General features: G+C 54.3%; 18 protein-coding genes and 1 pseudogene. 9 read left to right on the top strand and 10 right to left on the bottom strand.

The genetic code is table 11. The annotated features are described in order from the left end of the window. Nucleotides 1–25 precede the first annotated feature (25 nt). Nucleotides 26–328, bottom strand: coding sequence for a hypothetical protein (locus AXF13_RS16490; protein ID WP_150116077.1), 303 nt, complete (start codon nucleotides 326–328; stop codon nucleotides 26–28). A gap of 729 nt (nucleotides 329–1,057) precedes the next feature. On the opposite strand from AXF13_RS16490, the gene AXF13_RS17225 reads away from it, so the two are divergent. Further along, on the top strand, nucleotides 1,058–3,166 hold the full coding sequence (locus tag AXF13_RS17225; protein WP_223299976.1) for an SMI1/KNR4 family protein: 2,109 nt from the start codon (nucleotides 1,058–1,060) through the stop codon (nucleotides 3,164–3,166). A gap of 215 nt (nucleotides 3,167–3,381) precedes the next feature. On the opposite strand, the gene AXF13_RS17440 is transcribed toward AXF13_RS17225, so the two are convergent. The 5 genes and pseudogenes from AXF13_RS17440 to AXF13_RS04955 all read right to left on the bottom strand — a co-directional run. Then, nucleotides 3,382–3,552 carry a hypothetical protein gene (locus AXF13_RS17440; protein ID WP_417926384.1) on the bottom strand — a complete coding sequence of 57 codons (171 nt, stop codon included), beginning with the start codon at nucleotides 3,550–3,552 and terminating at the stop codon, nucleotides 3,382–3,384. Between the two features lie 447 nt (nucleotides 3,553–3,999). After that, nucleotides 4,000–4,281, bottom strand: coding sequence for an NADPH-dependent FMN reductase family protein (locus AXF13_RS16495; RefSeq protein ID WP_150116078.1), 282 nt, complete (start codon nucleotides 4,279–4,281; stop codon nucleotides 4,000–4,002). Nucleotides 4,282–4,439: 158 nt separating this feature from the next. Then, nucleotides 4,440–5,348 (bottom strand): alpha/beta hydrolase, encoded by a 909-nt coding sequence (locus AXF13_RS04945; protein ID WP_062251884.1) that lies wholly within the window; start codon nucleotides 5,346–5,348, stop codon nucleotides 4,440–4,442. Nucleotides 5,349–5,465: 117 nt separating this feature from the next. After that, nucleotides 5,466–6,374, bottom strand: a complete 909-nt coding sequence (locus AXF13_RS04950) for an alpha/beta hydrolase (protein WP_062251885.1) — start codon at nucleotides 6,372–6,374, stop codon at nucleotides 5,466–5,468. A 76-nt stretch (nucleotides 6,375–6,450) separates the two neighbouring features. Further along, nucleotides 6,451–7,045: pseudogene (locus AXF13_RS04955) on the bottom strand (integrase core domain-containing protein); the annotation flags it as partial. An 850-nt stretch (nucleotides 7,046–7,895) separates the two neighbouring features. On the opposite strand from AXF13_RS04955, the gene AXF13_RS15810 reads away from it, so the two are divergent. After that, nucleotides 7,896–8,150 carry a hypothetical protein gene (locus tag AXF13_RS15810; protein ID WP_083521962.1) on the top strand — a complete coding sequence of 85 codons (255 nt, stop codon included), beginning with the start codon at nucleotides 7,896–7,898 and terminating at the stop codon, nucleotides 8,148–8,150. Between the two features lie 594 nt (nucleotides 8,151–8,744). Here AXF13_RS15810 and AXF13_RS16500 read toward each other — a convergent pair. Next, entirely contained in the window at nucleotides 8,745–9,323 is a 579-nt protein-coding gene (locus AXF13_RS16500; RefSeq protein WP_150116079.1) for a hypothetical protein, read from the bottom strand. Between the two features lie 601 nt (nucleotides 9,324–9,924). Between AXF13_RS16500 and AXF13_RS04965 the strand changes: the two genes are divergently transcribed. The 5 genes from AXF13_RS04965 (at nucleotide 9,925) to AXF13_RS17030 (ending at nucleotide 15,136) form a co-directional block, all read left to right on the top strand. Beyond that, nucleotides 9,925–10,146 (top strand): hypothetical protein, encoded by a 222-nt coding sequence (locus AXF13_RS04965; protein ID WP_062251887.1) that lies wholly within the window; start codon nucleotides 9,925–9,927, stop codon nucleotides 10,144–10,146. A gap of 368 nt (nucleotides 10,147–10,514) precedes the next feature. Continuing rightward, entirely contained in the window at nucleotides 10,515–11,057 is a 543-nt protein-coding gene (locus AXF13_RS16505; protein WP_150116080.1) for a hypothetical protein, read from the top strand. A 2,343-nt stretch (nucleotides 11,058–13,400) separates the two neighbouring features. Further along, nucleotides 13,401–13,997 (top strand): DUF134 domain-containing protein, encoded by a 597-nt coding sequence (locus tag AXF13_RS04975; RefSeq protein WP_062251889.1) that lies wholly within the window; start codon nucleotides 13,401–13,403, stop codon nucleotides 13,995–13,997. Continuing rightward, nucleotides 13,994–14,671, top strand: a complete 678-nt coding sequence (locus AXF13_RS04980) for a hypothetical protein (protein ID WP_062251890.1) — start codon at nucleotides 13,994–13,996, stop codon at nucleotides 14,669–14,671. Before AXF13_RS04975 ends, AXF13_RS04980 begins: the two co-directional genes overlap by 4 nt. An 87-nt stretch (nucleotides 14,672–14,758) precedes the next feature. Further along, entirely contained in the window at nucleotides 14,759–15,136 is a 378-nt protein-coding gene (locus tag AXF13_RS17030; protein ID WP_190276380.1) for a hypothetical protein, read from the top strand. Nucleotides 15,137–15,198: 62 nt separating this feature from the next. Here AXF13_RS17030 and AXF13_RS04990 read toward each other — a convergent pair whose 3' ends face one another. The 3 genes from AXF13_RS04990 to lysA are packed head-to-tail and all read right to left on the bottom strand — an operon-like array spanning nucleotide 15,199 to nucleotide 18,856. Beyond that, nucleotides 15,199–16,092 (bottom strand): DUF2156 domain-containing protein, encoded by an 894-nt coding sequence (locus tag AXF13_RS04990; protein WP_062251892.1) that lies wholly within the window; start codon nucleotides 16,090–16,092, stop codon nucleotides 15,199–15,201. Nucleotides 16,093–16,148: 56 nt separating this feature from the next. Continuing rightward, on the bottom strand, nucleotides 16,149–17,537 hold the full coding sequence (locus AXF13_RS04995; protein ID WP_062251893.1) for an MATE family efflux transporter: 1,389 nt from the start codon (nucleotides 17,535–17,537) through the stop codon (nucleotides 16,149–16,151). A 38-nt stretch (nucleotides 17,538–17,575) separates the two neighbouring features. Next, the gene (lysA, locus tag AXF13_RS05000) at nucleotides 17,576–18,856 is read right to left on the bottom strand and encodes a diaminopimelate decarboxylase (RefSeq protein ID WP_062251894.1); all 1,281 of its coding nucleotides are present in this window, start codon (nucleotides 18,854–18,856) and stop codon (nucleotides 17,576–17,578) included. A gap of 444 nt (nucleotides 18,857–19,300) precedes the next feature. Here lysA and AXF13_RS05005 point away from each other — a divergent pair, with 444 nt between their 5' ends. Beyond that, the gene (locus tag AXF13_RS05005; protein ID WP_062251895.1) at nucleotides 19,301–19,723 is read left to right on the top strand and encodes an FKBP-type peptidyl-prolyl cis-trans isomerase; all 423 of its coding nucleotides are present in this window, start codon (nucleotides 19,301–19,303) and stop codon (nucleotides 19,721–19,723) included. 32 nt (nucleotides 19,724–19,755) lie between these two features. Then, entirely contained in the window at nucleotides 19,756–21,948 is a 2,193-nt protein-coding gene (locus AXF13_RS05010) for a glutamine synthetase III family protein (protein WP_062251896.1), read from the top strand. Nucleotides 21,949–22,024: the final 76 nt, after the last annotated feature.

The raw sequence follows: 22,024 nt of genomic DNA on the forward strand, positions 1-22,024 counted from the left end.
GGCGTGGGCAGGCAGCACTTAGTGGCTAGCTTTGCATGGCCTGAAATCGAGCGTCACATTCGCCACAAACTACATTAAGTCCAGGCTTTCCCCAGATATTTATCTTGCACTTCATGCAAGAATACTTCACATGCAACGATTTATTGCCAGGCTTCACTGGAATTTCTTCACCTTCTTCTGTGGGCAACCCCATGATAGTCGTTGTGAGCGTCAGTCCAGTTTGGAGTAGCCCAGCCTTTTCGAGCTGGGGGAAAGGGTTTTGCTGAAAGCGAGCCCTTCCCCCTACTCGATGATGGGCGTAGCCCAATGAGAAGATAAAAAACGCCATGGGTCTGCTTCCGTGACGGAACGCCAGCCAGCGGCGGCTGTGACTGCGGAAGTGAGTACGCAAACGCACGGAGCTGCACAAAGAAACAGCCGCCGCTGGCCAGTCCTGGCGCGAAAGATGCGCCTGCGGGCGCACCCGGAAGCGTTTTCTTAAATCCCCGGCAGGCGCTTCGCGCGGGTACTTCCGGCCAGGCCCAGGATGTCGGCGCGGCCTCAACGGCCGCGCGTTTCTGGGTATCTTGGACATGCTGGTACATGTCAATAAATTTTGACATGTAGCACACTGATATATTTGATGAAAAAATAAATTTACAAAAAAATACCCCGGCAATTACCCCAAAATAAAGAAGATATTATCGGACGGTAGCGCACGACTTTGGATGGAGTATGGTGGGCATGGTTAGCGGACGCAGATAAAAGAGGGCAGGCCAAACGATTTTGTTTTGTTAATTACTTAAAATTATTAAATAAATTCAGAATGATATATATTGGCAATAATTTTTGAAATAGAATAGTTTAAAAGCATAATTGGAGGAGTGTAATGTCTGGAAAGCCTGTTGCACGCGTTTGTGATGAAGGTATTCGTTATGTGAGAATTACTCCACCTTCTGACGGATGGGTTGATGCACTACAACTAAATTCATCGAAGACTCGTATTCCTCTATGCGAGTATTCAACTAATTAGAAATACAGTATAATACCATAACAGGAAATACAAAGAGATGGAATTATGTCGATGCATATGATAGAGGATATGATGGAATCAACCGTCCGCCTGCTGTACTACAACGGCCACGGCAGGATAGATGGTATCAGCGTCTGCGATATTTGCCGGAATTTATACAAATTACAGGATAAATTTGATTGTGACTATACCGTTTTGCGGGTAAAGGATGAGCTGAAGGCGTTGGGGTATCTGAAGATTTTCAGCGTGGAGGATTTGCCAGCGGAAGAGCGCGCCGCCGCCGAAAGCTTAAAGGACAGCCGCTTTCTGAAGAATGCATATATAGACAAAGACTGTAGGATATATGTCTCCTACGCAAGCGAGATGTGGCATACGCTTGCAGATAGCGGCATCATCCCCTCGTCCAAAGCAAAGCCGAAAGAGCTGAAAACCTTCAAATTGGCAAAGCTGATCATTCCCATCGCTGCGGAGAAAGCAAAAATTGTTGGAACAGAGGGGAATAACGCAAAAGCAGTTTTGGCGTATTGGTACGCAACGCTGCCGACATTGATGTATCTTGAGAATTGCATAAGAGTCAACCGGGCAGAGTTTACAACTTTACGAGATATGTCCGGAATTCCCAAAGCATTTGCACTGGCAGACGAGCTTGGCTTAACCGATGAACTGGAAGATTTGGAAAGTACGGCGGACGATTACGAAATACCGTATTTGAAAGGTTACGCTGAGCCATATATAAGATGGCGTGACAGTGACGACGGAATAGAGCTTGACGAGCAGACTATACAAAAAAAGGCGGCTTTATACTGGCTGCAAAAGCAGTATAAAAAAGCCGACCGCTTTGCCGCGCGGCTGCCCGAGCCGTCTGCGACTATCTTCCGCTCCACGATCACGCTTTCACACTGCACGGAAATCGTAGCAAGTGGAAAAATGGATCGCTATCCGTTCAGCGAACTCACTGTGGCCCAGGTGGAGCTGATGGACCTTTCTTCGTCGGGCTTTGCCGTCCCCAAGGTGGAAAAGGCGCTTACGGAGCTTCTGGAAACCTGCGCCAAAACGCCAGCGACAACCACGCCCTTATATACAATGCTTGCCCAGTGCCATTTCTTTTTGGACAAGTGGGGTGAGGGGCTTAAAACCCTTCAAACGGCGTTCAATCTGTTGTTTGAAGAGGCGGAGGAAAAAACTTCTTCCACTTCTCTTGCCAATTTCACCGCAGGATACTATCAGGCAGTCATCAACCTCTGCCCGCTCAACGTGTTAAACGATTTGCCCCTGCCCGAAAAAATTCTGCCCACAAAACAGGCGGCGCAGAGTTTAATTGACACGGCGGAACGAGAGGGAGCGAACAGCGAACGATGCGTCAGGATAGCCGCATTGTATCTGGTCGAAAACGATTTCCGGCAAGCAGCCGTATGGCTCGGAAAAGCCAAAGAACAGGATGAGAACGACACCTATTCTGTACCGATTGCACTCATTGAAAGAAAGTTCAATATGGCAAAAACTGCACAACTTGCCGCCAATTTTGAAAACGAAAACAATCTTGCAAAGAAATATCTCAAGGGTCTACAACTTGCCTATTATAAAAGCAGACAAGGTAAAGAATGGCACGACTTTGAAACTGTTTATGCTGGGACGAGCAAGGAGGATATAAACGCATTAAAAGCATTGTATCCCGATGTGCCTGCGAGCCTAATACAACTTTTAGAGCATGTGGACGGCACATATTATCGAGACTATTCCGGCGAAAAGGTTACGTTTTATTTCCTTGGTTCAGATGTAAAAAAATACCCGTATTATCTGCTTTCGGCGGCTCAAATCGTTAAGGACAAGGATGCCGCTGGATGGCTGAAAGAATACATTGCAAAAGATAATCCGTATGACAATGTTGATGAAAAAATTGCCGATAAGGCGGATAATATCTGCTGGCTTCATTTTGCCGACTGCATGAATAACGGCGGAGGATCACAGTTGTTTATTGATTTTTCCCCATCAGGAAAAGGCAAAAAGGGTCAAATTATCCGTTTTCTGCATGACCCTGATACACTCACAGTCATTGCGGACAGTTTTAATGAATACTTGCAAATGCTGATAGATAAGAAATATGATTTTGTTATGTCTGATTACGAACGAATGCGGGCAGAGGTGATTTCGTAACATCGTTATGCGAAGTGAAGAGTAACATATCCGTATCTGACATAAAATTTATCATCTATTTCATACGCAGAGCTTGACGGTATTTTGTCTGTAGACTCTCTTTTGCACCTGATTCTACCTCGTTGACGAAGTTCCGAATCTGCTCTTGTGTAGGGTTGATATTAGCAATATCAATATCTCCCGCCGTTCCGGAGGCATACCAGCCAACCCTGCGGCTATAGTCTTATCCGTTCATCGCGGTTCTGCCCGTGGGAGCGGGCGGGGGGGTGTCTATACATTTCATTGACAACTTCCTGTACGGTATATCCGGCACAGCGCATATACAGGGCAATGGCCGCATCCAGCCGTGATTCATCCATCTTTTCAGGAAAACGCTTTTTTATCATGTTACGGTAGGCGGCATACGGGGAAGTTTGTGTGCCGACCTTGGGAAACTCGCGTTTCCTGACCTCCACGCCGGGAGTGATTCGTTTGCGGAAGCGCCAAAGATTGGCAAGATACGGAGCGCGCTTGCCCAGCCAGTATTTGAAGCGCGAGAGCCGCTCCGGTTTTTCTGATTGAGCCCGCCTGTCCCGCAACGCTGCTTTTTCCTCCTGCTCCTGTTCTTTCAGAAAATGCCGGACAATCTTCAGCAGGGAAAGCCCATGTGAAGCGAGACGGGCTGAGGTTTTTCCCCGGCGCTCTTTCTGCCGCCGTTCCAGTTCTTCCCGCTCTTCCTTTTGTTTCGCAACTGATATGATGAAATTTTTTGAAAGGACAGTTGAAAAAAATTATCAATCCAAAAGTAATGTAAAAAATAGCGGAAAAACAAAAACAGATTTTGAAAGATAAAACTAGAGGATATTAATAATGGAAAAAATTGGGTATGTCACAATATTTCTCGTCACTGCGCTCTTTCTATTTTCAGCAATGGTATATGCACAGGACATACACGGAACTCGTGAATCGGCGGCTTGTTCTGCCGCCACATCAAAGCGATAGTCTGGATAAAGGCTATCCAGTTTGCGAATGTTAATGTTATCGTCGAAATGAGCCTTGAGCTCATCTAAAATAATTTTATTACCAACGGAAATCGCCAAATCAGGATGTCCGCTGATGAGGGTGATTTTTTTCATGATTGCTCTCTTACGTTTGAGGTTGGTTGAGGTCGTCTGAAAAACGCGGGAGGAAACGACCGCACTTTTTTATCCGGCGGGGTGGACATTCTTGTCCACCAAATGCCCAATGATTTGTAAAAGGTGGGCAAGAATGCCCACCCTACTTTTCACTAAAATTACAGATTTTCTTTAAAGAAAACCACTAGTTTTTCCGCTGCATTGTCTGCGTCTTTATCATATAAAGAAACGTGGGTTGCGCCTGCAATGCGTACCAGTTCTTTTTTGCTGGAAGCGGCGCGTTCAAAGATAGATTCCGCCTGATATGCGGTGTCGGATTGTTCGCCGACGATGAGCAGCAGCGGCTGGGTTAGTAATTTATCCACAAAACGCAAGGCATCGTAAGACAGCACTTCGGGGAAGCTGCGAACCAGCAATTTATTTGGGGCAGTCGGACACATAGCGCGCGGGGTGCGGTAGTAGTCGTACGCTTCACGGGCGTAGGCAAGCGGTGCGGCGGCGGCTTCTTCGGCGGTGTTCGGCACATAGTTTGCGACGATCAGTTCTGCACCTTGCGCTTCGGCGGTTCTGCCTTGCGCCACTTGTTCGAGGGTGGCAAGAATGGTCGGGAATGGGTCTTCGCCGAAGGCATCGCGGAACAGCCAGCCGATGTCGATACCAGATACGTTCGCCACCGCTTTAATGCGTTTGTCGATTTGCGCCGCATTATCTACATAACCACCGCCCGCACAAATACCGAGTGCGCTGATACGGTTGTTATCGACATAATGAAGATTGTTAAAATAATCAATCACATAGCTGATGTCCGCTACGCGTGCCGACGGGCTTTCCAAATAGCGCGGTTCGCCCCCGCTTTCCCCTTGATGGCTGGCATCGTAAGCAATTGTTACAAAACCCGCTTCGGCAAGTTTGCCTGCGTAAAGCCCTGCGGTTTGCTCTTTCACACCACCGCCCGGGTGAACGACGACGATGGCGGGATATTGCTTGGTTTCATCAAAGTTTTCAGGGGCGTAGAGTACGCCTGCCAACTCAATGCCGTTGCGTGGAATTTGGATAGGTTGTTGCATATAAAACTCATAATATTTTGTGTTTATGTGTAGTGGGTTTTACCCCACTGTTCAAAATCAATATCAGAGGTGGGCAAAAGCCCACCTTGCCTTTCAGATAACCTTTCTCAGATAGCCTTACAGGTTTTTCCCGAAAAACTCGCCCATTTTTTCCACGGCTTCTGACGCATAGGGTTCTTTGTCATACATATCAAAGTGGCTTGCACCTTCAACGTGGAATAGCTCTTTTTCAGCGTGTTTAATGTTGGCGAAAGTTTGGTCGCTCATCCAACGGGTTCCCGCTTTGCTTCCTGCAATGAAAAGAATCGGGCGGTTAATCATATCGACCAAATTGAATGCGGTGAAGGCTAACAAACGACCAAAATTCACTAATGGGAATTTGCTTGGCGAACGCTCGTGTTCTGCGCGCGGAGTGCGGTAGTAATCGTATCCTTCCAAAAGCTCCGGATCAACGGTTTTGTCTTGCGGATCGAACGGTACCCAAGTAGCTTGTGCTACTTCGCCGCCTGCTGCTTCTGCGGTACGTTCGTTGCCAATCATATCCAACAATGGGAATACCGCTGAAACAGCTTGCGTACCGCGCCAACCATAGCGGAAGGTCATTCCAATGTCCGCACCACTGATGGTTGCGTAGGCTTTGATACGATGATCGGTGGCAAACGCCGCGAAACCGTAACCGCCGCTCGCACAAATGCCGAGTGCACCAATGCGTGCATTATCCACATAAGGTAACGTGGTTAAATAATCTATGGTGGTGCGGAAATCTTCTACGCGGTTTGCCGGCTCTTCCAAATGGCGTGGAAAGCCTTCGCTTTCACCTTGATAACTCGCGTCAAACGCCAAGGTTACATAACCTAATTGTGCTAAACGCTCTGCATATAATCCTGCAGTTTGCTCTTTCACACCACCTGCCGGGTGGCCCACTAAAATCGCAGGATATTGTTTGCTTTCGTCAAAATCTGCAGGGAAAAATACATTCGCCGCAATTTTTAAACCATTCACGTTTGAATAAAATACAGTTTTCATAAAATCTCCTGTTTATCTGTAGTAGTTCAGACTTGATCTGACAGTCAGTTCCGTTTTGATGGCTCCGGTTGTCCGATTAGTTGAGTTGTCCGACCTTTTCCCTCCAGAGCAGTTTCCCATCAAGGAGTGTTTGCATGGGCGTTCAGCCGCAGCATTTTTTGCCTTGATGCGTCCTTTCGCGGTATTGTAGTGCTCCATCCAGACGTCCAGATCGGCTTGTAGCTCTTCTAGAGAGTTATACAGCTTCCGTCGGAAGGCAACCTGATAAAACTCGTGCAAGATGGTTTTGTGGAAGCGTTCGCAGATGCCGTTTGTCTGCGGATGCCGCGCCTTGGTTTTGGTGTGCTCGATACCATTTATGCCCAGATAAAACTGGTAATCATGTGTTTCCAGCCTGCCGCAGTACTCTGTGCCTCTGTCCGTCAGTATGCGGATACTGCCCATTTTCATTGAGGTGAAGAAAGGTAAAACCCGGTCATTGAGCAGGTCGGCTCCGGTGATGGGCGTTTTAGTGGTGTAGAGCTTGGCTGCCGCCCACTTCGAGTAGGTATCCACAAAGGTTTGCTGATAGATGCGGCCTACGCCCTTGATGGTGCCGACGTAAAAGGAGGCCTGGCTGCCAAGGTACCTTGGATGGTGGCTATCTCGCCGCAGGCTTCGTCATCGTGTTTTCAAACTTTGGCACGAGCATTGCTATATTGTAGAAACAACGGCGTCCGAAAGACCGGGCACCAAGTAAAAAATATCCGCCGACAAGCGGTCAATATATACGAAAAAGAATAAAACAGATTTCCGCGCCGTCCCCAGCCCCCATCAGGGACGGCGTGGAGCCCCCCTCGAAAAACCTCCTCCTTTGAACAAAATTCTCTAACCATCGGAACATCCTCCCTCTCTACGGCCGCCGGTTGCCCCCGGCGGCCGCCTCTCTTTTTTAAGCAGACTGCGCTTGAAATTTCCGCTTTACGGCGGACAAAGCTCCGCCGGCATCGTGCCTACCCGGAACTGTTCGCGATTCTCGGCGGCCAGGTGCCGGATTTGAGGGGACTTTTTTTGAGGGGGCACGGTTCGCAGGCCCACACCCAGAACAACGGTTCCACCGTGGGCATTACGACCACCGCGCACAGCTCCGGGGCGCTGGGGCAAGTACAAGGCGATGCTACGAGAAATGTTACTGGAACAATTGGCCCGTCTATTGATGCGGGCTCATCAGGAATTGTATATCGGAATGGGCAGTCTGGTTATATGCTTCCATCAGCAGCCCATTATGCAACGGCTTTTCATCACATAGATATCTCACGCGCTGTGCCCACAGCCAATGAGAATCGGCCAGTGAATACCGCAGTTCGCTTTCTGGTCCGAGCCCGTCCATAGCGCAGAAGGCCGCAGACAAGGGAGTTCCCTCGTTCAATGCCTTCTGAGAGAAGATTACAAAACTCTTTCAACTATGAGGCTAAAAATCTTCCTTGTTTGTTACGCAGTAACAATATATTGTTTTGTTACACAGTAACAGGAGATTCCCTAATGGCAACAACTTCGGCAGAAAGGCAAGCAAAATATCGTAAAGCCTGCCGTGACCGTGGCGAAAATGGAGAGCGGCGTATCAATATGTGGGTTTCAACCGGGGCTTTGCTGGCGCTTCGGCGATTGGCGAAACGAAATGGTGTTTCGCGGCGGCAGATGCTCGAAAGGCTTATCGTTGAAGTAGATGAACAAATCTTAAATCGATTGGATATGAGCCTTGAAGAGTGGAATGAATACATGGATGTTACTGCGTAACAACTTGATGGGCTATTGTGCAAGTGCCGTTGTACCCTACCTGATCCGCGCCCGCCCATAGCTGTCTCCCGGCCAACTCCGCGCGTACCCTGCCCTGACTGCTTTCCAGTGCTGGTTCGCGCTTCAGTAGATGCATATCTCCTTGGGACGCATGGTTCCGGGCTGAAGCCGGAAAGGGTAATGACGGGGCACTGGCCTGTCAGGAGGCCCGGAAGAGCAGCAGGATTATCCAAGGGGAAATCTTCGGCCCGTCCGAGGCCCGGTCCATGCCGCAAAAAGCGAGGCAGCATGGAACCTTCCTCTATGCCGAAGGCAGGGAGCGCAAGCGGCGTATTCTGGTGGACCCGCAGGTAGGCGACGACGGGCTGGAAAAGAGTCTGCGCTTGGCGCGTGAGCGTTTCGGATCAAGGCTGTTTGTGAGCGGCCCGCCCGGCTTTGCGTCCGGTTGGCACGGTGCGCAGCCGAAAGGAAGGTTCCCGGGTCGTTTTTTGACAGGGAGCGGGAAGCACACAGGGAAGAGATGCGGCGCGGCGAGCAGCACAGCGCACGGCGGGCTAGGGGGCGGTAAGTATGATCCTGATTTCTCATTTGTTATTAATCAATTTGATTGATAAAGTTGGAAATACAAAATAGCTCTTTATGTCTTCGTGGTTTATCAACACCAACTACAATGGAGTCAATATACATATTATCAATATGTCTTAAATTGATATTTAATGGGCATTTTATATTTTTTTCGTCCATTTTCAAAAGATAATTATAGTCATTATAGTCAACTCTAACCTTTGTATGCAACGCTACATGATCATTGGATATAGTTGCAATCCGCTTCCCTCCAACATCTATCCAGTGAAAATAAAAATCACCATCACAATATACAGTTTTAATTCCTGAGAGATCCCTTAAAATTATGTTATTAATACTCTCCTTGTCTGTTTTACAAGCTGGTAGCACCAATATATCATCTTCAGAAATATTCCTTGCAAGAACTCTATATGGATATGTAATTATATTTAATATTTTTTTATTTTTATGAATTCTTTCTATTTCTCTATTTATTTCTTCACGTATCTCATTATGCATTTCATAATTATATTTATATCTTGATTTAATATAAATATTAATTGTCTTAAATATATTTTTTGCCAGATATAAGCCTGCCCCCATCATCATTGAGTGTACAATAAAATCATATCTATATTTTTCAGGAACTGCATATATAATTTCATGTATTACTTTTTCTATGTCGATAGCAATTTCACAAGAACATTTTTTAAACTTTGCTTTAAGTAAATAATTTATATTATAATTTATATTATTAGGTGTTAAGGAAAGATATAAATCACCAATAGCCTCATGTAATGCATTTATATACTGAGCCGATCTGTAGTCTACTTGGTCATCCCAATTTTCCCCAATAATTTTTTGGCTGCATATTCCTATATCATTTTCATTCTTTTTATATATATCATATTCATTTTTTTATTATTATATCATATATATTAAATATAAATTCCATTGATACATCATGCTCATTAGTCATACAAATCCTCTAATTAATATATGTTAATCATGGAGTTGTCGTTGACGGCCATACTCACCACTTGTCAAACTGCTAGGCAGAGCGGAAACGTGTTTCCGTATGGCAGGCCCTTCTCCGTTTGCGCCGTGCCGACGCTCAGGCCAGAGGGCAGCCGTGCCCGCTCCTTAATATCCATATTTACGGCGTCCGGCAACGCTTTGCCAAGCAGCACGCGCGTACCCGGAACTGTCCGTGCTCATCGGCTCCCAGGTGCCGGATCTGAGGGGTTTGTTTTTGCGCGGACATGGGGGGAACTCGGCGGCCCTGGGAGTTCAGCAGGACGATGCTATCAGGAATATTCAAGGTGTGATTATCGGATTGCAGGATGGTGGAGCAGGCGGTGCATTTTATATCAGCCGCTCCTTCAATCCAGGATTTGGCCACTACTCGGGTGGCTGGACGAATATTGGGTAATCAACCTTTGACGCTTCCCGTGTTGTCCCCACTGCTGAAGAAAATCGCCCTGTGAATACGTCCGTGCGCTACCTGATCCGCGCACGGCCCTGATCCCCCCCGAGGCCAGAGGCGCGTATCTGATGGAATGGCCCCACCCATATAAAAAGGCATAGTGAAGAAGTACCAACAATCTTCCAGGAGGCCAGCCTATGAGCGACGTTACCACCATCCACTGGCTGCCTTTGCTCAAAAAACTTAAGAGGAACTCTTGGGTAAGGCCGCATAGGTTAGCGCCAAATTTGACGACCTATGTCACAACTGCCCTTGCATCACCAGTATTTTTGATTATTAAATATAGAAAAATATATTGGTAGAGGTGGGGAACAATGGCAGATAAAAAGCCCAAGCCTTACGATGAAAGAACTGACCTTGAGAAAATTCGGTCCCAATGGAAAAAGTTAAGTGGGCTGCTTAGTCGGAGTGATTGGTCAGCCGCTGTGGTACGAGCTGCAACCGCAACTGAGTTGGCTGTCACGTTCGCTATTCGATACGAATTTACCCAAAAGAGTGAACTTGATACGTCGTTCATTGATGGACTTCTTAGGTGGGCGAACGGCCTCACTGGCAAGGTTGACAAATTGCTTTTGCCGTTGCTTGAACGTACTGAGAAGTATAATACTGTTAAAAAATTATACAACCTTGCGAAAAAGATCAATAATAAACGGAATATGATTGTTCATCGCGGAGAATTTTGTGATAAAAGAAGTGCGATAACGCTAATCAACCATTGCAAGGAATTTGTAGATGGGATTGTACAAATTTATGATCCTAAGTTTACTTTGAAAGAAATAAAAGATTTGACTGATGCCCCGCCATCAACTTTGACACCAGCCGGATCGTCCCCACGGCCAACGGAAACCGCCCGGTGAATAGGCCGTCCTGTATTTCGTGCGCGCCCGGCCCTGACCGCTTTCCGCGCCCTCGCGCTCGTACCCGGAACTGTTTGCGGTTGTCGGCGGCCAGGTGCCCGATCTGCGGGGTCTTTTCCTCCGTGGACACGGAGGAAACAGCGCAGCCCTGGGAGTCCAGCAGAACGATGCTATACGGAATATAACCGGCAGCTTTGGCCAGCACAGTTCGGCTTCTGCTGGAGGCGTTTTCTATAGGACAGGAGGCTGTGCTGAAGATATTCGCAGCTCATACGGTACGTGGTCCGGTAATGGCGTCGGCTTCGACCTCTCTCGTGTCGTTCCGACCGCTGAAGAAAACCGCCTGGTTGTCCGGCCGAACCTCATTGGCCACGGGTACACCAGCGGCAGAGAGATCCAATCCATAAGCAGTACTCCCCCAGTTACCGTCCCATGAGCCCCTAATGACAACCACGCCATGACTACCAACAGGCTTAAAAATTCCGCTTCCTGTCAGATACCCTCCGAACCCTACGCTGATGCTGCCAACCGAAGATATGTCGCGCATGGCGTGCCCTTGGGGTGCGCCTAATTCAGCGCTGTTTCCTCCGTGTCCACGGAGGAACAGGCCCCGCAGATCCGGCGTCTGGCCGCCGACAATAGCGAACAGTTCCGGGTAGGCACGATGCCGGTGGAGCTTTGTCCGCCGTAAAGCGGAAATTTCAAGCGCAGTCTGCTTAAAAAAGAGAGGCGGCCGCCGGGGGCAACCGGCGGCCGTAGAGAGGGAGGATGTTCCGATGGTTAGAGAATTTTGTTCAAAGGAGGAGGTTTTTCGAGGGGGGCTCCGCGCCGTCCCTGATGGGGGCTGGGGACGGCGCGGAAATCTGTTTTATTCTTTTTCGTATATATTGACCGCCCGTCGGCGGATAAACAAGTTGATGATGAAGCTGGTTGAAAATTCTGTTTTAGTCTTGGCCCATGCCATACCCTAACAACCTTACCATTAGGATTAATAGCATTTCTCTGGGGTCGTAGTTCTGTCGTTTCCGGTGCATGGTATTCCGTGCGCTGTTGCCTTTAGCTATAGCAACGCCCGTGCCAAAGTTGGATAGAACAGCTAATGCTTTATAATTCAATAGGATTTTATTTTCGCAACGATGAAATCCGAAATAGAGGCGTATATTTTTTATACAGGCATGCTCCAGGCCTGTATAAAATTTGCATAGGTGGTCATATTCCACACAGGTGCGGTTGGCGTGGAAAGCCTGTGCCCGTGCGGCGAAAAGCAGACCGCCGCGAGTGGGTGTTTCAGGGGCTGCATGGGCCAGTGAGTGCGTGAAAAGCGGGATGGCCCGCTTCCCTCCTGGCGCGTGCGTTCGTCCACATCCAGAAGCGTAGTCCGCAGGACGTAGCGCGGTTGTTGCGGTTCCTGCCCAGACGGGGCAGCGTGTCCGGAGGTTCTGATCATATGAGGCGTTTCAGCTCCGCCATTTTCCCCGAGTTCCAGATATGCGCGGGGCCGGGCGCGAAGGAGCCTACGGCAAGGCCGGATGAGATATCGCACAGCACGGTTTGCAGGACGAGTCTCTAAGTTAGGGGCTTATGCATTTCAAGAGCGAACATATAACTTCGCGTGATTGCGTGTTGCATCTAAAAAGAGGGGCGGCCGCCGGGGGACCGGCGACCGCAAAGAGGGAGGATGTTCTGATGGTTAGAATTGTTCTATTCAGTGGAGGAGGTTTTTCGGGGGTTCCGCGCCATCCCTGATGGGGGCTGGGATCGGCACGGAAAATCTGTTTTATCTTTTCGTATATATTTAACCGCCAGTCGGCAGATATTTTCTTTTTAACCAGTGCCCGATATTTCGTGTACCGTTGATTTGAATATAGCAATGCTCGTGCCAAAGCTGGATAAAATAGGTAATATATTATAATTCAAGAGAATTTTATTCTTCTCGCGGAGTGGAGCCTTGAATGGCAGTGCCTATTTTTTATACATACCTACTCCAGGCTTGTATAAAATTTGCACAGGCAACTCTATTTCATACAGAGTGCGGCTGGCGAGCAAAGTATATGCCCGCACGGTAGAAAGTAGACCGCGATGGGAGGGGCGTTTCAGATATCCATGCGTCAGTAATCGGAGAAAGCGGAAAAGCGAGGCTGGCCATGAATCCTCCGTATTCGGTCCTTGCCAAGGGCCGGATGCAATCAAGGTCCAGCACTCTGAATCTCCGTACTAAGCGGCGGAAAACAGCCTAATCCGTCCAGATGAAGCGTTTTCGGCCGATCCCTTGACAGGGAAAGGGGTGCTGCCTATATATGAAATATATTTCAAAACGAAACCGCATTGCCGCATGGAATAAAGATGAGACCACAGAAAATCCGTATTATTGACGCCGTTCCCGGATGGCGGCGTTATCTGCCCGAAGGCCGCCCGAACGCGGCGGAAATAGTGGTGAGTCTTGATATGTTCGAGGCCATGCGCCTGGTGGACGCCGAGGGGCTGCCGCAGGACGCGGCGGCGCGCAGTATGGGGATTTCCACGCCGACCCTCTGTCGTCTGCTGGGCGAGGCCAGGCGGCGTATAGCCATGGCTCTGCGCGACGGCTGGGCTCTGCGCTGTGACGGCGGCAATGTGACGGTGCGCCCCTGCGGGCAACCCTGGTCCGGTGGGCCACACGGTCACGGACGCCATGGGCGCGGGCAGGGTGGACCGGGTTCCGTCGCAGTGATGGGCCGGGATGCGGCTCTTGCCGTGGAACACGATAGCATGCCGGACCCCTGCGCGACGGAGATGAGGATCACGGACGGCCGGGACGGGGCCGACTCCTGCGGACGCCCCGAGCATACTGGACGGCGGCGCGGGCACGACAGTGACCGGGGGCACGGCGCGGGACGTGCGGGAACCGGTTCGGGACAGGGAGTGCGGAGCCGCCGTGACGCCATGGAGGACATACAATGATGGGCAAAATGGGGTTGGGGCTGTTGGGTTTTGTGGGCAAGAGCCTGTTGAGCGGCGGCGGAGCGGCCGGGTCGGTGCTGTCGGCCGTGGGCAAAGGGTGTGCGGGCGGTGCCGGCAAGGGAGGCGGCGGCTCTTCCGTGCTTTCCCTGCTGGGCGGTAAGTCCGGCGGCGGTCAGGGATGCGGCGGAGGCCGTGGCGGTCAGGGCGGCAAGGGACGCGGCCGCAACCAGAACGCAGCCCCCCTGGAAGAGGCTTTTGCCGCCTTGCTGGACAAAGGCCGGGCTGCAACCGGAACGCGGCTGGAAACCGCCTCCCGCCCGGAGCTTGCGCCGTTCACCCCCAGTGCTGATCAAATCATCGACGTGCGCGCCGAGGAAGCTCCCGTTGCCGGAGAAGGCCCGCTTGACGCCCGACGTGAAGCGGCACTGGAGGCGCTCATGCGGCATATCGCCAGCTTTACGGACGGGCGCGTGCGCCTGCGGCACGAAGCCTTCAAGGAACAGGCCATTCATGCGGCCTTGCGCCAGGCCCTGGAGCAAACGGGGCAGTTTACTGCGGTGGAATTCAAGGCGGCCACCGGGTCGGTGCTTTTGCGCTATGACGCCGGACGTCTGAGCCGCGCCGATTTTTTGGAAGCGGCCATGCCGCTGGGGTTTTTCCTGGCGACGTGCTGAAGCTGTGAGCCCTGCCGGGAGGCAGTATGCCCATCCCGGCTTTTCTTGAACAATAATATGAAATATATTCCAAAAAGGAGCAATCTCGTGGAAGAACACATGGAAACCAAGCTGAATGGGAATGGCTGTGGACAGGCTGCGGATGAACTGACGGGACATCAGCGGCACGGCAAGCGACATGGCCGGACCGACGTCCGGAAATGCGGGCGCGTGCATGAGCGGCAACACGGCCCGGATGACAAGCGGGAAAGCGGTTGCGGACACGCGGCCGGGCATGGGCAGAAGAATGCCCCGGGCGACGGCAATGCCCACGGTCATCAGGGCGGCCACGCCTGCAACGGCGGCCCTGGCCGCGATCTTCCGGATCAATGGGCGCGGCCTCGTACGGCAGGCATGAGCCCGGCCCACAGAGGCGGGATGCGGGGCCACTGCCACTGTCGCGGACCGGCCCGCAGGCAGGGGTAAGGCAAAGCCCCGCGCCATACGACGCGGGGCTTTGCCTTACGGACGTATAGCGTTCCGGCCTGTCAGGCCTTGCGTACGCGCACCTTGTATTTACGCAGAAAATCCGTGGGCATGTAGGTCATCTTGGCTTGGCGCAGCCCTTCCTCATCCAGATCCTGGGCCCGGTTGATATAGGTGAAGCCCGCGCCCGCATGCCGGGCGAATTCGCAGTTGATGGTCTGGTATACGCCCCGGAAGCCGTTGAGGCCTTTCTCGTAGTGTACGCCCAGGCTCAGTTCGTCCAGCTTTTCACCCACGCTGAAGGCTATCATCCGGCCATCCACATAGAGGGAACCGCCGTGGAGCCCGCTGAACCTGTCCCAGTGCGAGAGCACGCGGTTGATGGCGTCATTTTCCGCCTGCAGCGACGGAGAATCCTCGCACTCGTGCCATTGGCACCAGTCGTCCTGCACGGCCAGCACATCCTCCACCATGGCGTCGTCCAGCGGGCGGTAGTCCGGTTTGCCGTAGGCCTTGATATAGCTGTTGATGTGATTCCTTTTCTTGTGGAAACGGTTGCCGGGCAGATCGGCCAGTTCCTCCTGCTTGTAGAGATATTCCCACTGGCCGCGATCTTCCTCGGGGTCCACCAAGCCGGGCAAGGCCTCTTGCCAGATGCGCAGCAGTTCCTCGGGCACGCGCACGAAATCATGCGCCGCCTCGCTGAACACGGCGGGCAGGACGCGGCTCCAGTCCACGGCGCTCCAGTCGCCCATCGGAGCCCAACAGACCAGCCGGGGACGGGTCTGGCGAATCCAGCAGAGCGCGTCGTCAAAGCACCATTCCAGGCCGTAATATTCCTGCCAGCCCCAGAGATTGGGCAGGGTGTAGTCCAGGGAGCGGCGCGGCGTGCGCTGCCAGAGACTGTAAAAATCCCGGCTGCCGTCCAGGCTTACCGGCGTGAAATTCTTGTTCATGAATATGTTCTCCTTTTCAGGCCCCGCCGCGTAAGCGGGCGACGGCGTCCGGCCCGTCAGGCGGGCTTGCGTTCTGTGTGGTGCTCCCGCCAGCGCCTCATGGCGAAACGCGCCCAGTCGCGGTAAAGCACCACATAGAGCATGATGCAGGTTTGCAGACATTGTGAAAACAGCATGGCCGCGAAAACCCCCGAGGCCGTGCCCCAGAGCAGATGCCCCAGCAGCCAGCCCAGGGGCAGGCGCACCAGCCAGAAGGTGCCGCCGTAAACCATCAGATTGTACTGGGTGGCCCCGGCGCCCACCATGATGCCGCCCATGACTGTGCTGGCGATGGAAAAGGGCGTGGAGATCAGGTTGTAGGTCAGATAACTGATGATCTGGGCCTGGGTGCCGGGTTCTTGGGAAAGCAGTTCCGCCAGCTCCAGGCGGAAGGGCCAGAGCAGGGCCGCCACCAGACTCATGGCCAGGGCGGCCAGGCCCACCAGATTCAGGGCCAGGCGTTTGGCTTCCTCCGGTTTGCCCGCGCCCAGGCTGTTGCCCACCAGCACGGCCACGGTCATGTTGAAGGCCATGCCCGGCAGAAAAAGCAGGGCTTCCACCCTGAGTCCGGCGGTCAGCCCGGCCAGGGCGTTGACGCTGTCCGTGGGCAGCGAGGCCACCAGCACGAACAGGGTGAGATAGCCGGATTGCCAGACGATCTGGGCCGCGCCCGCGGGCAGGGCCACCCGCAACAGATAGGGCAGACCGGACTTGAGCCAGCGCAACGTGGGCAGGGCCCGGCGTTGCAGATAGCCGGAGTTGCCCAGCAGCAGGCAGTTGCAGAGGGCCCCCAGGCATTGCGCGCCCAGGTTGGCCCAGACCAGGCCCATGTAGCCGAAGGCGGGCAGGCCGAACCAGCCCAGACCGAAGCCCAGGCAGGCCAGCAGGTTGACCACGCAGACCAGGGCGGCCACCCAGAGCGGCGGCAATACCTGGCGCGTGGCGCGAAACATGACCCCGGTGGCGGAATAGATGTACTGGGCGGGCAGGGCCAACATGGTGACCTGCCAGAGTTCGCGGGCGATGGGCAGAATTCTTTCCGGCACCATGAGCAGGCGCAATATGCCGTCGCCGAAAAACCAGCCGCCCACGGCCACCAGCAGGCCCAGACCCAGGCTGCCAAGCACGGTGGTGCCCACATAACGCTGGGCGCGGCGCATTTTGCGCGCGCCCAGGGACTGGCTGACCGCGGCCGTGGCCCCGCTGGACACGGCCATGATCACCACCATCAGGAAAATGGCGCACTGGGTCACCATGCCCAGGGCGGCCTGCACGTCGGCGCTGATCTGCCCGGCCACCCAGACCGTGTTGAAGCCCATGAAGAACACAAGGTACATCATGAGCATCTGGGGCCAGGTCAGCCGCCAGATGGCGCGCGGAGAAGTGCTCAGATCAGGCGTGGGCATGCGAACCGCCCCTGCGTTCCGCCGCGACGCCCGCCGGGCTACAGCAGGCCGTCAAGGCAACGGGCCAGATCTTCCAGGGTTTCGCGGCGGCGGATCAGGCGGGCCGTGCCGTCACTCTGGATCAGCACTTCGGCGGGGCGGCGGCGCTGATTGTAATTGGAAGCCATGGTGAAGCCGTAGGCTCCGGCATCAAGAATGCCCAGCACGTCCCCTTCGCGCATGACCGGCAGCAGGCGGTCTTTGGCGAGAATATCGCCGCTTTCGCAGATATTGCCCACAATGGTCTGGCGCATGGGCTCGGCATCCGCCGAGCCCTTCTCGCCACGGTAGATCTCCACATCATGGAAGGAATCGTACATGGCTGGGCGCACCAGCACGTTGAAGCCCAGGTCCGTGCCCACATAGCGCTTGTCGCCGTTGTTTTTCACGGCATGGACCCGGCCCAGCAGCACGCCGCATTCGGCGGCCACATAGCGGCCCGGCTCCACCAGAAAGCGCCCCGTGTAACCGGCGCTGGCGGCCCAGCCGCTGATCATGGCGTGCAGGCGACGGCCCAGATCGGCCATGTCCAGACGCGCTTCGCCCTCATACTTGTGGTAGGGAATGCCGAAGCCGCCGCCGAAGTCGATGATTTCCAGCCTGTCCAGCGCGCCGTCGGGCAGGGTTTCGGCCAGATCCAGCAGCACCCGGGCCGCGTTCAGATAACCGTCGGGCTCCATGAACAGCGAGCCGATATGCTGATTGATGCCGGCCAGGGTCAGCTCATGCCTGGCGAGCAGGGCGAAGACTTCATCTATTTTGTCCGGCGTGACGCCGAACTTGGTTTCCTTGCCCGCGGTGACCACCTTGGCGTGATGCCCGGCCCCGATGCCGGGGTTGAAGCGCACCATGACTTTGCCGCCGCGATTGAGGCGGCCCAGGGTATCCAGCTGGGAAAGGGAGTCCACGCTGACCAGCAGGCCGTGCACCAGGGCGTTCTGCAGTTCCGTGTCGGAATTGTTGTTGGAGATGTACAGGATCTCGGCGGGCGTAAAACCGGCCAGATCGTTCATGAACAGCTCGCCCGGGCTCATGGCGTCCACCACCAGGCCTTCTTCGCGGATCATCCGCAGCAGCACGGGGTTGGCGTTGGCCTTGATCGAATAGTTGACCCCGAAGCCGGGCTGGCCGGAAAGGGCCATCAGGTCGCGGCAGCGCTGGCGCAGGACATTTTCATTGTAGACATAGAGCGGCGTGCCGTAGGTCTCGGCCAACTCGCGGGGAGTGTGCCTGCCGTAGAAATGGAGGCTGTCGGTGTAAGCGGAGCGGATGTCGGACATGTGTACCTCGAAATAAGATTACTGCGGCCTTCGCTCTGCAAAGGCCGATGTGTGCGTGTAAAACGTCGTTCCGGCTGGCACCGGGCGGCGGCGTGTTTAATCCGTGTCATGACGCCCAGTGGCGTTAGGAACAGTTTTTAATTATCCTTGCCAAAGCCGTTGCTGTCAAGCCGGACACGCTCCGGAGCAGGGCCGCGTCCGCCGGAGGTGCATTGACATCAGCCCCGCGCCGTGTTTTGTTTTCTCTTTATGCGACTGGCGGTTTTTCCCTCCTGACCTCATTCGACGCCAGGCCGGAACACCCCGACCTCACTACCAGAGCATTTAGACTTGAAATGCTCGTTTACGGCGGGCAAAGCCCGCCCCCGCATTTTGCGGCAAGGATTTGCAGACATATCCTTTCTAAAAATAAACAGCCCGCCACGCGGGTTTCAGGGAGTTCCCATGCCCATTAAAAAAGGCGACACGGTGCGTGTGCACTACACCGGTACACTGGCTGACGGCACGGTTTTCGATTCCTCCAGGGAGCGCGACCCCCTGGAATTCACTCTGGGCAAGGGCATGCTGATCCCGGGCTTCGAGGCCGCTGTGGAAGGCCATGAAGCCGGGGAAACCGTCACCGTGACCATTCCTCCGGATCAGGCCTACGGCGACGCCGATCCTGAACTGGTCTTCACCGTGGCCCGCGCCCAGGTTCCGTCGCACATTCCCCTGGAAGCGGGCGTGCCCTTGCAGCTTTCCAACGAGCAGGGCCAGATGGACGTGACCATCACCGAAGTGGGCGCGGATGAAATCACGCTTGACGCCAACCACCCCCTGGCGGGCAAGGAATTGACCTTCGAGATTGAGATCGTCGAGGCAAAGTAAGCCGTTTTCGCCTTGACTTGCGAGGAGCACGCATGAGCAGCAATACCGCCCGTCACAGCGCCATCCAGGCCATTACCACCTACAAGCCGGACGCGGCTCCGCTCAATTTCGCGGACACCAGACCCACGGACATTTTCGGCAGCAATGTCTTCAATGACCGCGTCATGCGCGAGCGCCTGCCCAAAGACGTGTACAAGTCGCTGCATAAGACCATTGCCTTCGGCGAACGCATGGACCCCTCCATTGCCGACACCGTGGCAGCGGTGATGAAAGACTGGGCCATTGAAAAAGGGGCCACTCATTTCACGCACGTCTTTTATCCGCTTACCGGCCAGACCGCCGAAAAGCACGACAGCTTCCTGATGCCCGACGGCACGGGCGGCGTGATTGCCGAGTTTTCCGGCTCCATGCTGATCCGGGGCGAACCCGACGCCTCCTCCTTTCCCTCCGGGGGGCTGCGCTCCACCTTTGAGGCACGCGGCTACACGGCCTGGGATGTGACCAGCCCGGCCTACATCATGGAAAATCCCAACGGCACCTTTCTGTGCATCCCGACCATGTTCCTGTCCTGGACGGGCGTGGCCCTGGACAAAAAGACGCCGCTGCTGCGCTCCGGCCAGGCCCTGAACCGTGAGGCCCAGCGGGTGCTGGCCCTCTTCAACATCCATACGGATCTGCCGGTGATTTCCTATGCCGGTCTGGAGCAGGAATATTTTCTCATCGACCACAACTTCAACTTCGCCCGCCCCGATCTGCAAATCGCCGGGCGTTCGCTGTTCGGCGCGCGCCCGGCCAAGGGGCAGGAATTCAGCGACCAGTATTTCGGGGTCATTCCGCAGCGCGTCCTGTCCTGCATGATGGAAGTGGAGCGCGAACTCTACAAACTGGGCGTGCCCGTGCGCACCCGCCACAACGAGGCGGCCCCCAGCCAGTACGAGATCGCGCCGCTCTACGAGCCCAGCAACCTGGCCGTGGACCACAACCACATCATCATGGCCACCCTGCGCAACGTGGCCAAGCGCTACGGCCTGAAATGCCTGCTGCACGAAAAACCTTTCAGCGGCATCAACGGCTCGGGCAAGCACGTCAATTATTCCATCGGCAACGCGGAGCTGGGCACGCTTTTTGATCCCGGCGAAACCCCGCACGCCAATGCCAAGTTCCTGGTCTTCTGCGCGGCCATGATCCGTGCCGTGCACAAGTTCGGCGGCCTGTTGCGGGCCACTGTGGCCAGCGCCGGCAACGATCACCGTTTGGGCGCGCATGAGGCCCCTCCGGCCATCATGTCCATCTTTTTGGGCGATCAGCTCACCGAGGTCTTTGAGGCTTTCCGGGCCGGACGCATCGGGGACGCGGCCAACGGCAAAAGCGGGCGGGTCATGAATGTGGGGGTGGATACCCTGCCGCCCCTGCCCACGGACCCCGGCGACCGCAACCGCACCAGCCCCGTGGCCTTTACCGGCAACCGCTTTGAATTCCGGGCCGTGGGCTCCAGCCAGTCCGCCGCCGGTTCCATCACCGCGCTCAACGCCATGATGGCCGATTCCCTGGGCTTCGCCGCCGACTGGCTGGAACGGAAAATCACGTCCGGCACGGCTTTCAATGCCGCCGTGGAATCCTTCATCAGCCACGTCATTGAGGAACACAGCGCCGTGATTTTCAACGGCGACGGCTATTCGGAAGTCTGGCACAACGAGGCCCGGCGGCGCGGTCTGCCCGATCTGCGCAACACGCCCGAGGCCCTGCCGGAACTCACCCGGCCCGAGGTCATTGCCCTGTACGAAGGGCAGGGCGTGCTGAACCGGGCCGAGCTCAAGGCCCGCCAGGACATCTATCTGGAGCAGTACTGCAAGACCGTGCGCACCGAGGCCAATCTGTCCATCCGCATGGCCCGCACCATCATTTTCCCGGCGGGCATGCGCTACCAGGGCGAACTGGCGGGCACGGCCGCGCAGCTGCGGGCCATCGGCAAGGATTACAAAACCATGACCCTGGACGAAGTCACCGCGCATCTGCGCGGCCTGCAGACGGCCACGGCCCGGCTGGAGGACGTGCTGGCCGACGTGGGCCAACTGGGCGAAAGCCTGGACGCCGCCCAGCGCTATTGTGAAGAGGTGCTGCCTCTCATGAAAGAGGTGCGTCACTATGCGGACCTGCTGGAAACCCGCGTGGCCGACGATTTGTGGGCTTTGCCCAACTACCAGGAAATTCTGTTCGGCAAATAGCGGGCGTCCATGCCCTGAGTAGAGCGGTTCACGCATGAAATGCGTCACTGCATCAGCTGTGGAATAAAGAATAGAG

The sequence above is a fragment of the Desulfovibrio fairfieldensis genome, from assembly GCF_001553605.1.
GTDB classification, from domain to species: Bacteria; Desulfobacterota; Desulfovibrionia; order Desulfovibrionales; family Desulfovibrionaceae; genus Desulfovibrio; species Desulfovibrio fairfieldensis.

What these genes read in the sequence shown, in the direction of transcription:
- AXF13_RS05005 (WP_062251895.1), top strand. Translation starts at nt 19,301, where the DNA reads ATGCCCATTAAAAAAGGCGACACGGTGCGTGTGCACTACACCGGTACA.
- AXF13_RS17440 (WP_417926384.1), bottom strand. Translation starts at nt 3,552, where the DNA reads ATGATAAAAAAGCGTTTTCCTGAAAAGATGGATGAATCACGGCTGGAT.
- AXF13_RS16505 (WP_150116080.1), top strand. Translation starts at nt 10,515, where the DNA reads ATGGCAGATAAAAAGCCCAAGCCTTACGATGAAAGAACTGACCTTGAG.
- AXF13_RS04980 (WP_062251890.1), top strand. Translation starts at nt 13,994, where the DNA reads ATGATGGGCAAAATGGGGTTGGGGCTGTTGGGTTTTGTGGGCAAGAGC.
- AXF13_RS04990 (WP_062251892.1), bottom strand. Translation starts at nt 16,092, where the DNA reads ATGAACAAGAATTTCACGCCGGTAAGCCTGGACGGCAGCCGGGATTTT.
- AXF13_RS15810 (WP_083521962.1), top strand. Translation starts at nt 7,896, where the DNA reads ATGGCAACAACTTCGGCAGAAAGGCAAGCAAAATATCGTAAAGCCTGC.
- AXF13_RS04995 (WP_062251893.1), bottom strand. Translation starts at nt 17,537, where the DNA reads ATGCCCACGCCTGATCTGAGCACTTCTCCGCGCGCCATCTGGCGGCTG.
- AXF13_RS16490 (WP_150116077.1), bottom strand. Translation starts at nt 328, where the DNA reads ATGGCGTTTTTTATCTTCTCATTGGGCTACGCCCATCATCGAGTAGGG.
- AXF13_RS16495 (WP_150116078.1), bottom strand. Translation starts at nt 4,281, where the DNA reads ATGAAAAAAATCACCCTCATCAGCGGACATCCTGATTTGGCGATTTCC.
- AXF13_RS17225 (WP_223299976.1), top strand. Translation starts at nt 1,058, where the DNA reads ATGTCGATGCATATGATAGAGGATATGATGGAATCAACCGTCCGCCTG.
- AXF13_RS05010 (WP_062251896.1), top strand. Translation starts at nt 19,756, where the DNA reads ATGAGCAGCAATACCGCCCGTCACAGCGCCATCCAGGCCATTACCACC.
- AXF13_RS04945 (WP_062251884.1), bottom strand. Translation starts at nt 5,348, where the DNA reads ATGCAACAACCTATCCAAATTCCACGCAACGGCATTGAGTTGGCAGGC.
- AXF13_RS16500 (WP_150116079.1), bottom strand. Translation starts at nt 9,323, where the DNA reads ATGATGATGGGGGCAGGCTTATATCTGGCAAAAAATATATTTAAGACA.
- AXF13_RS04950 (WP_062251885.1), bottom strand. Translation starts at nt 6,374, where the DNA reads ATGAAAACTGTATTTTATTCAAACGTGAATGGTTTAAAAATTGCGGCG.
- AXF13_RS04975 (WP_062251889.1), top strand. Translation starts at nt 13,401, where the DNA reads ATGAGACCACAGAAAATCCGTATTATTGACGCCGTTCCCGGATGGCGG.
- lysA (WP_062251894.1), bottom strand. Translation starts at nt 18,856, where the DNA reads ATGTCCGACATCCGCTCCGCTTACACCGACAGCCTCCATTTCTACGGC.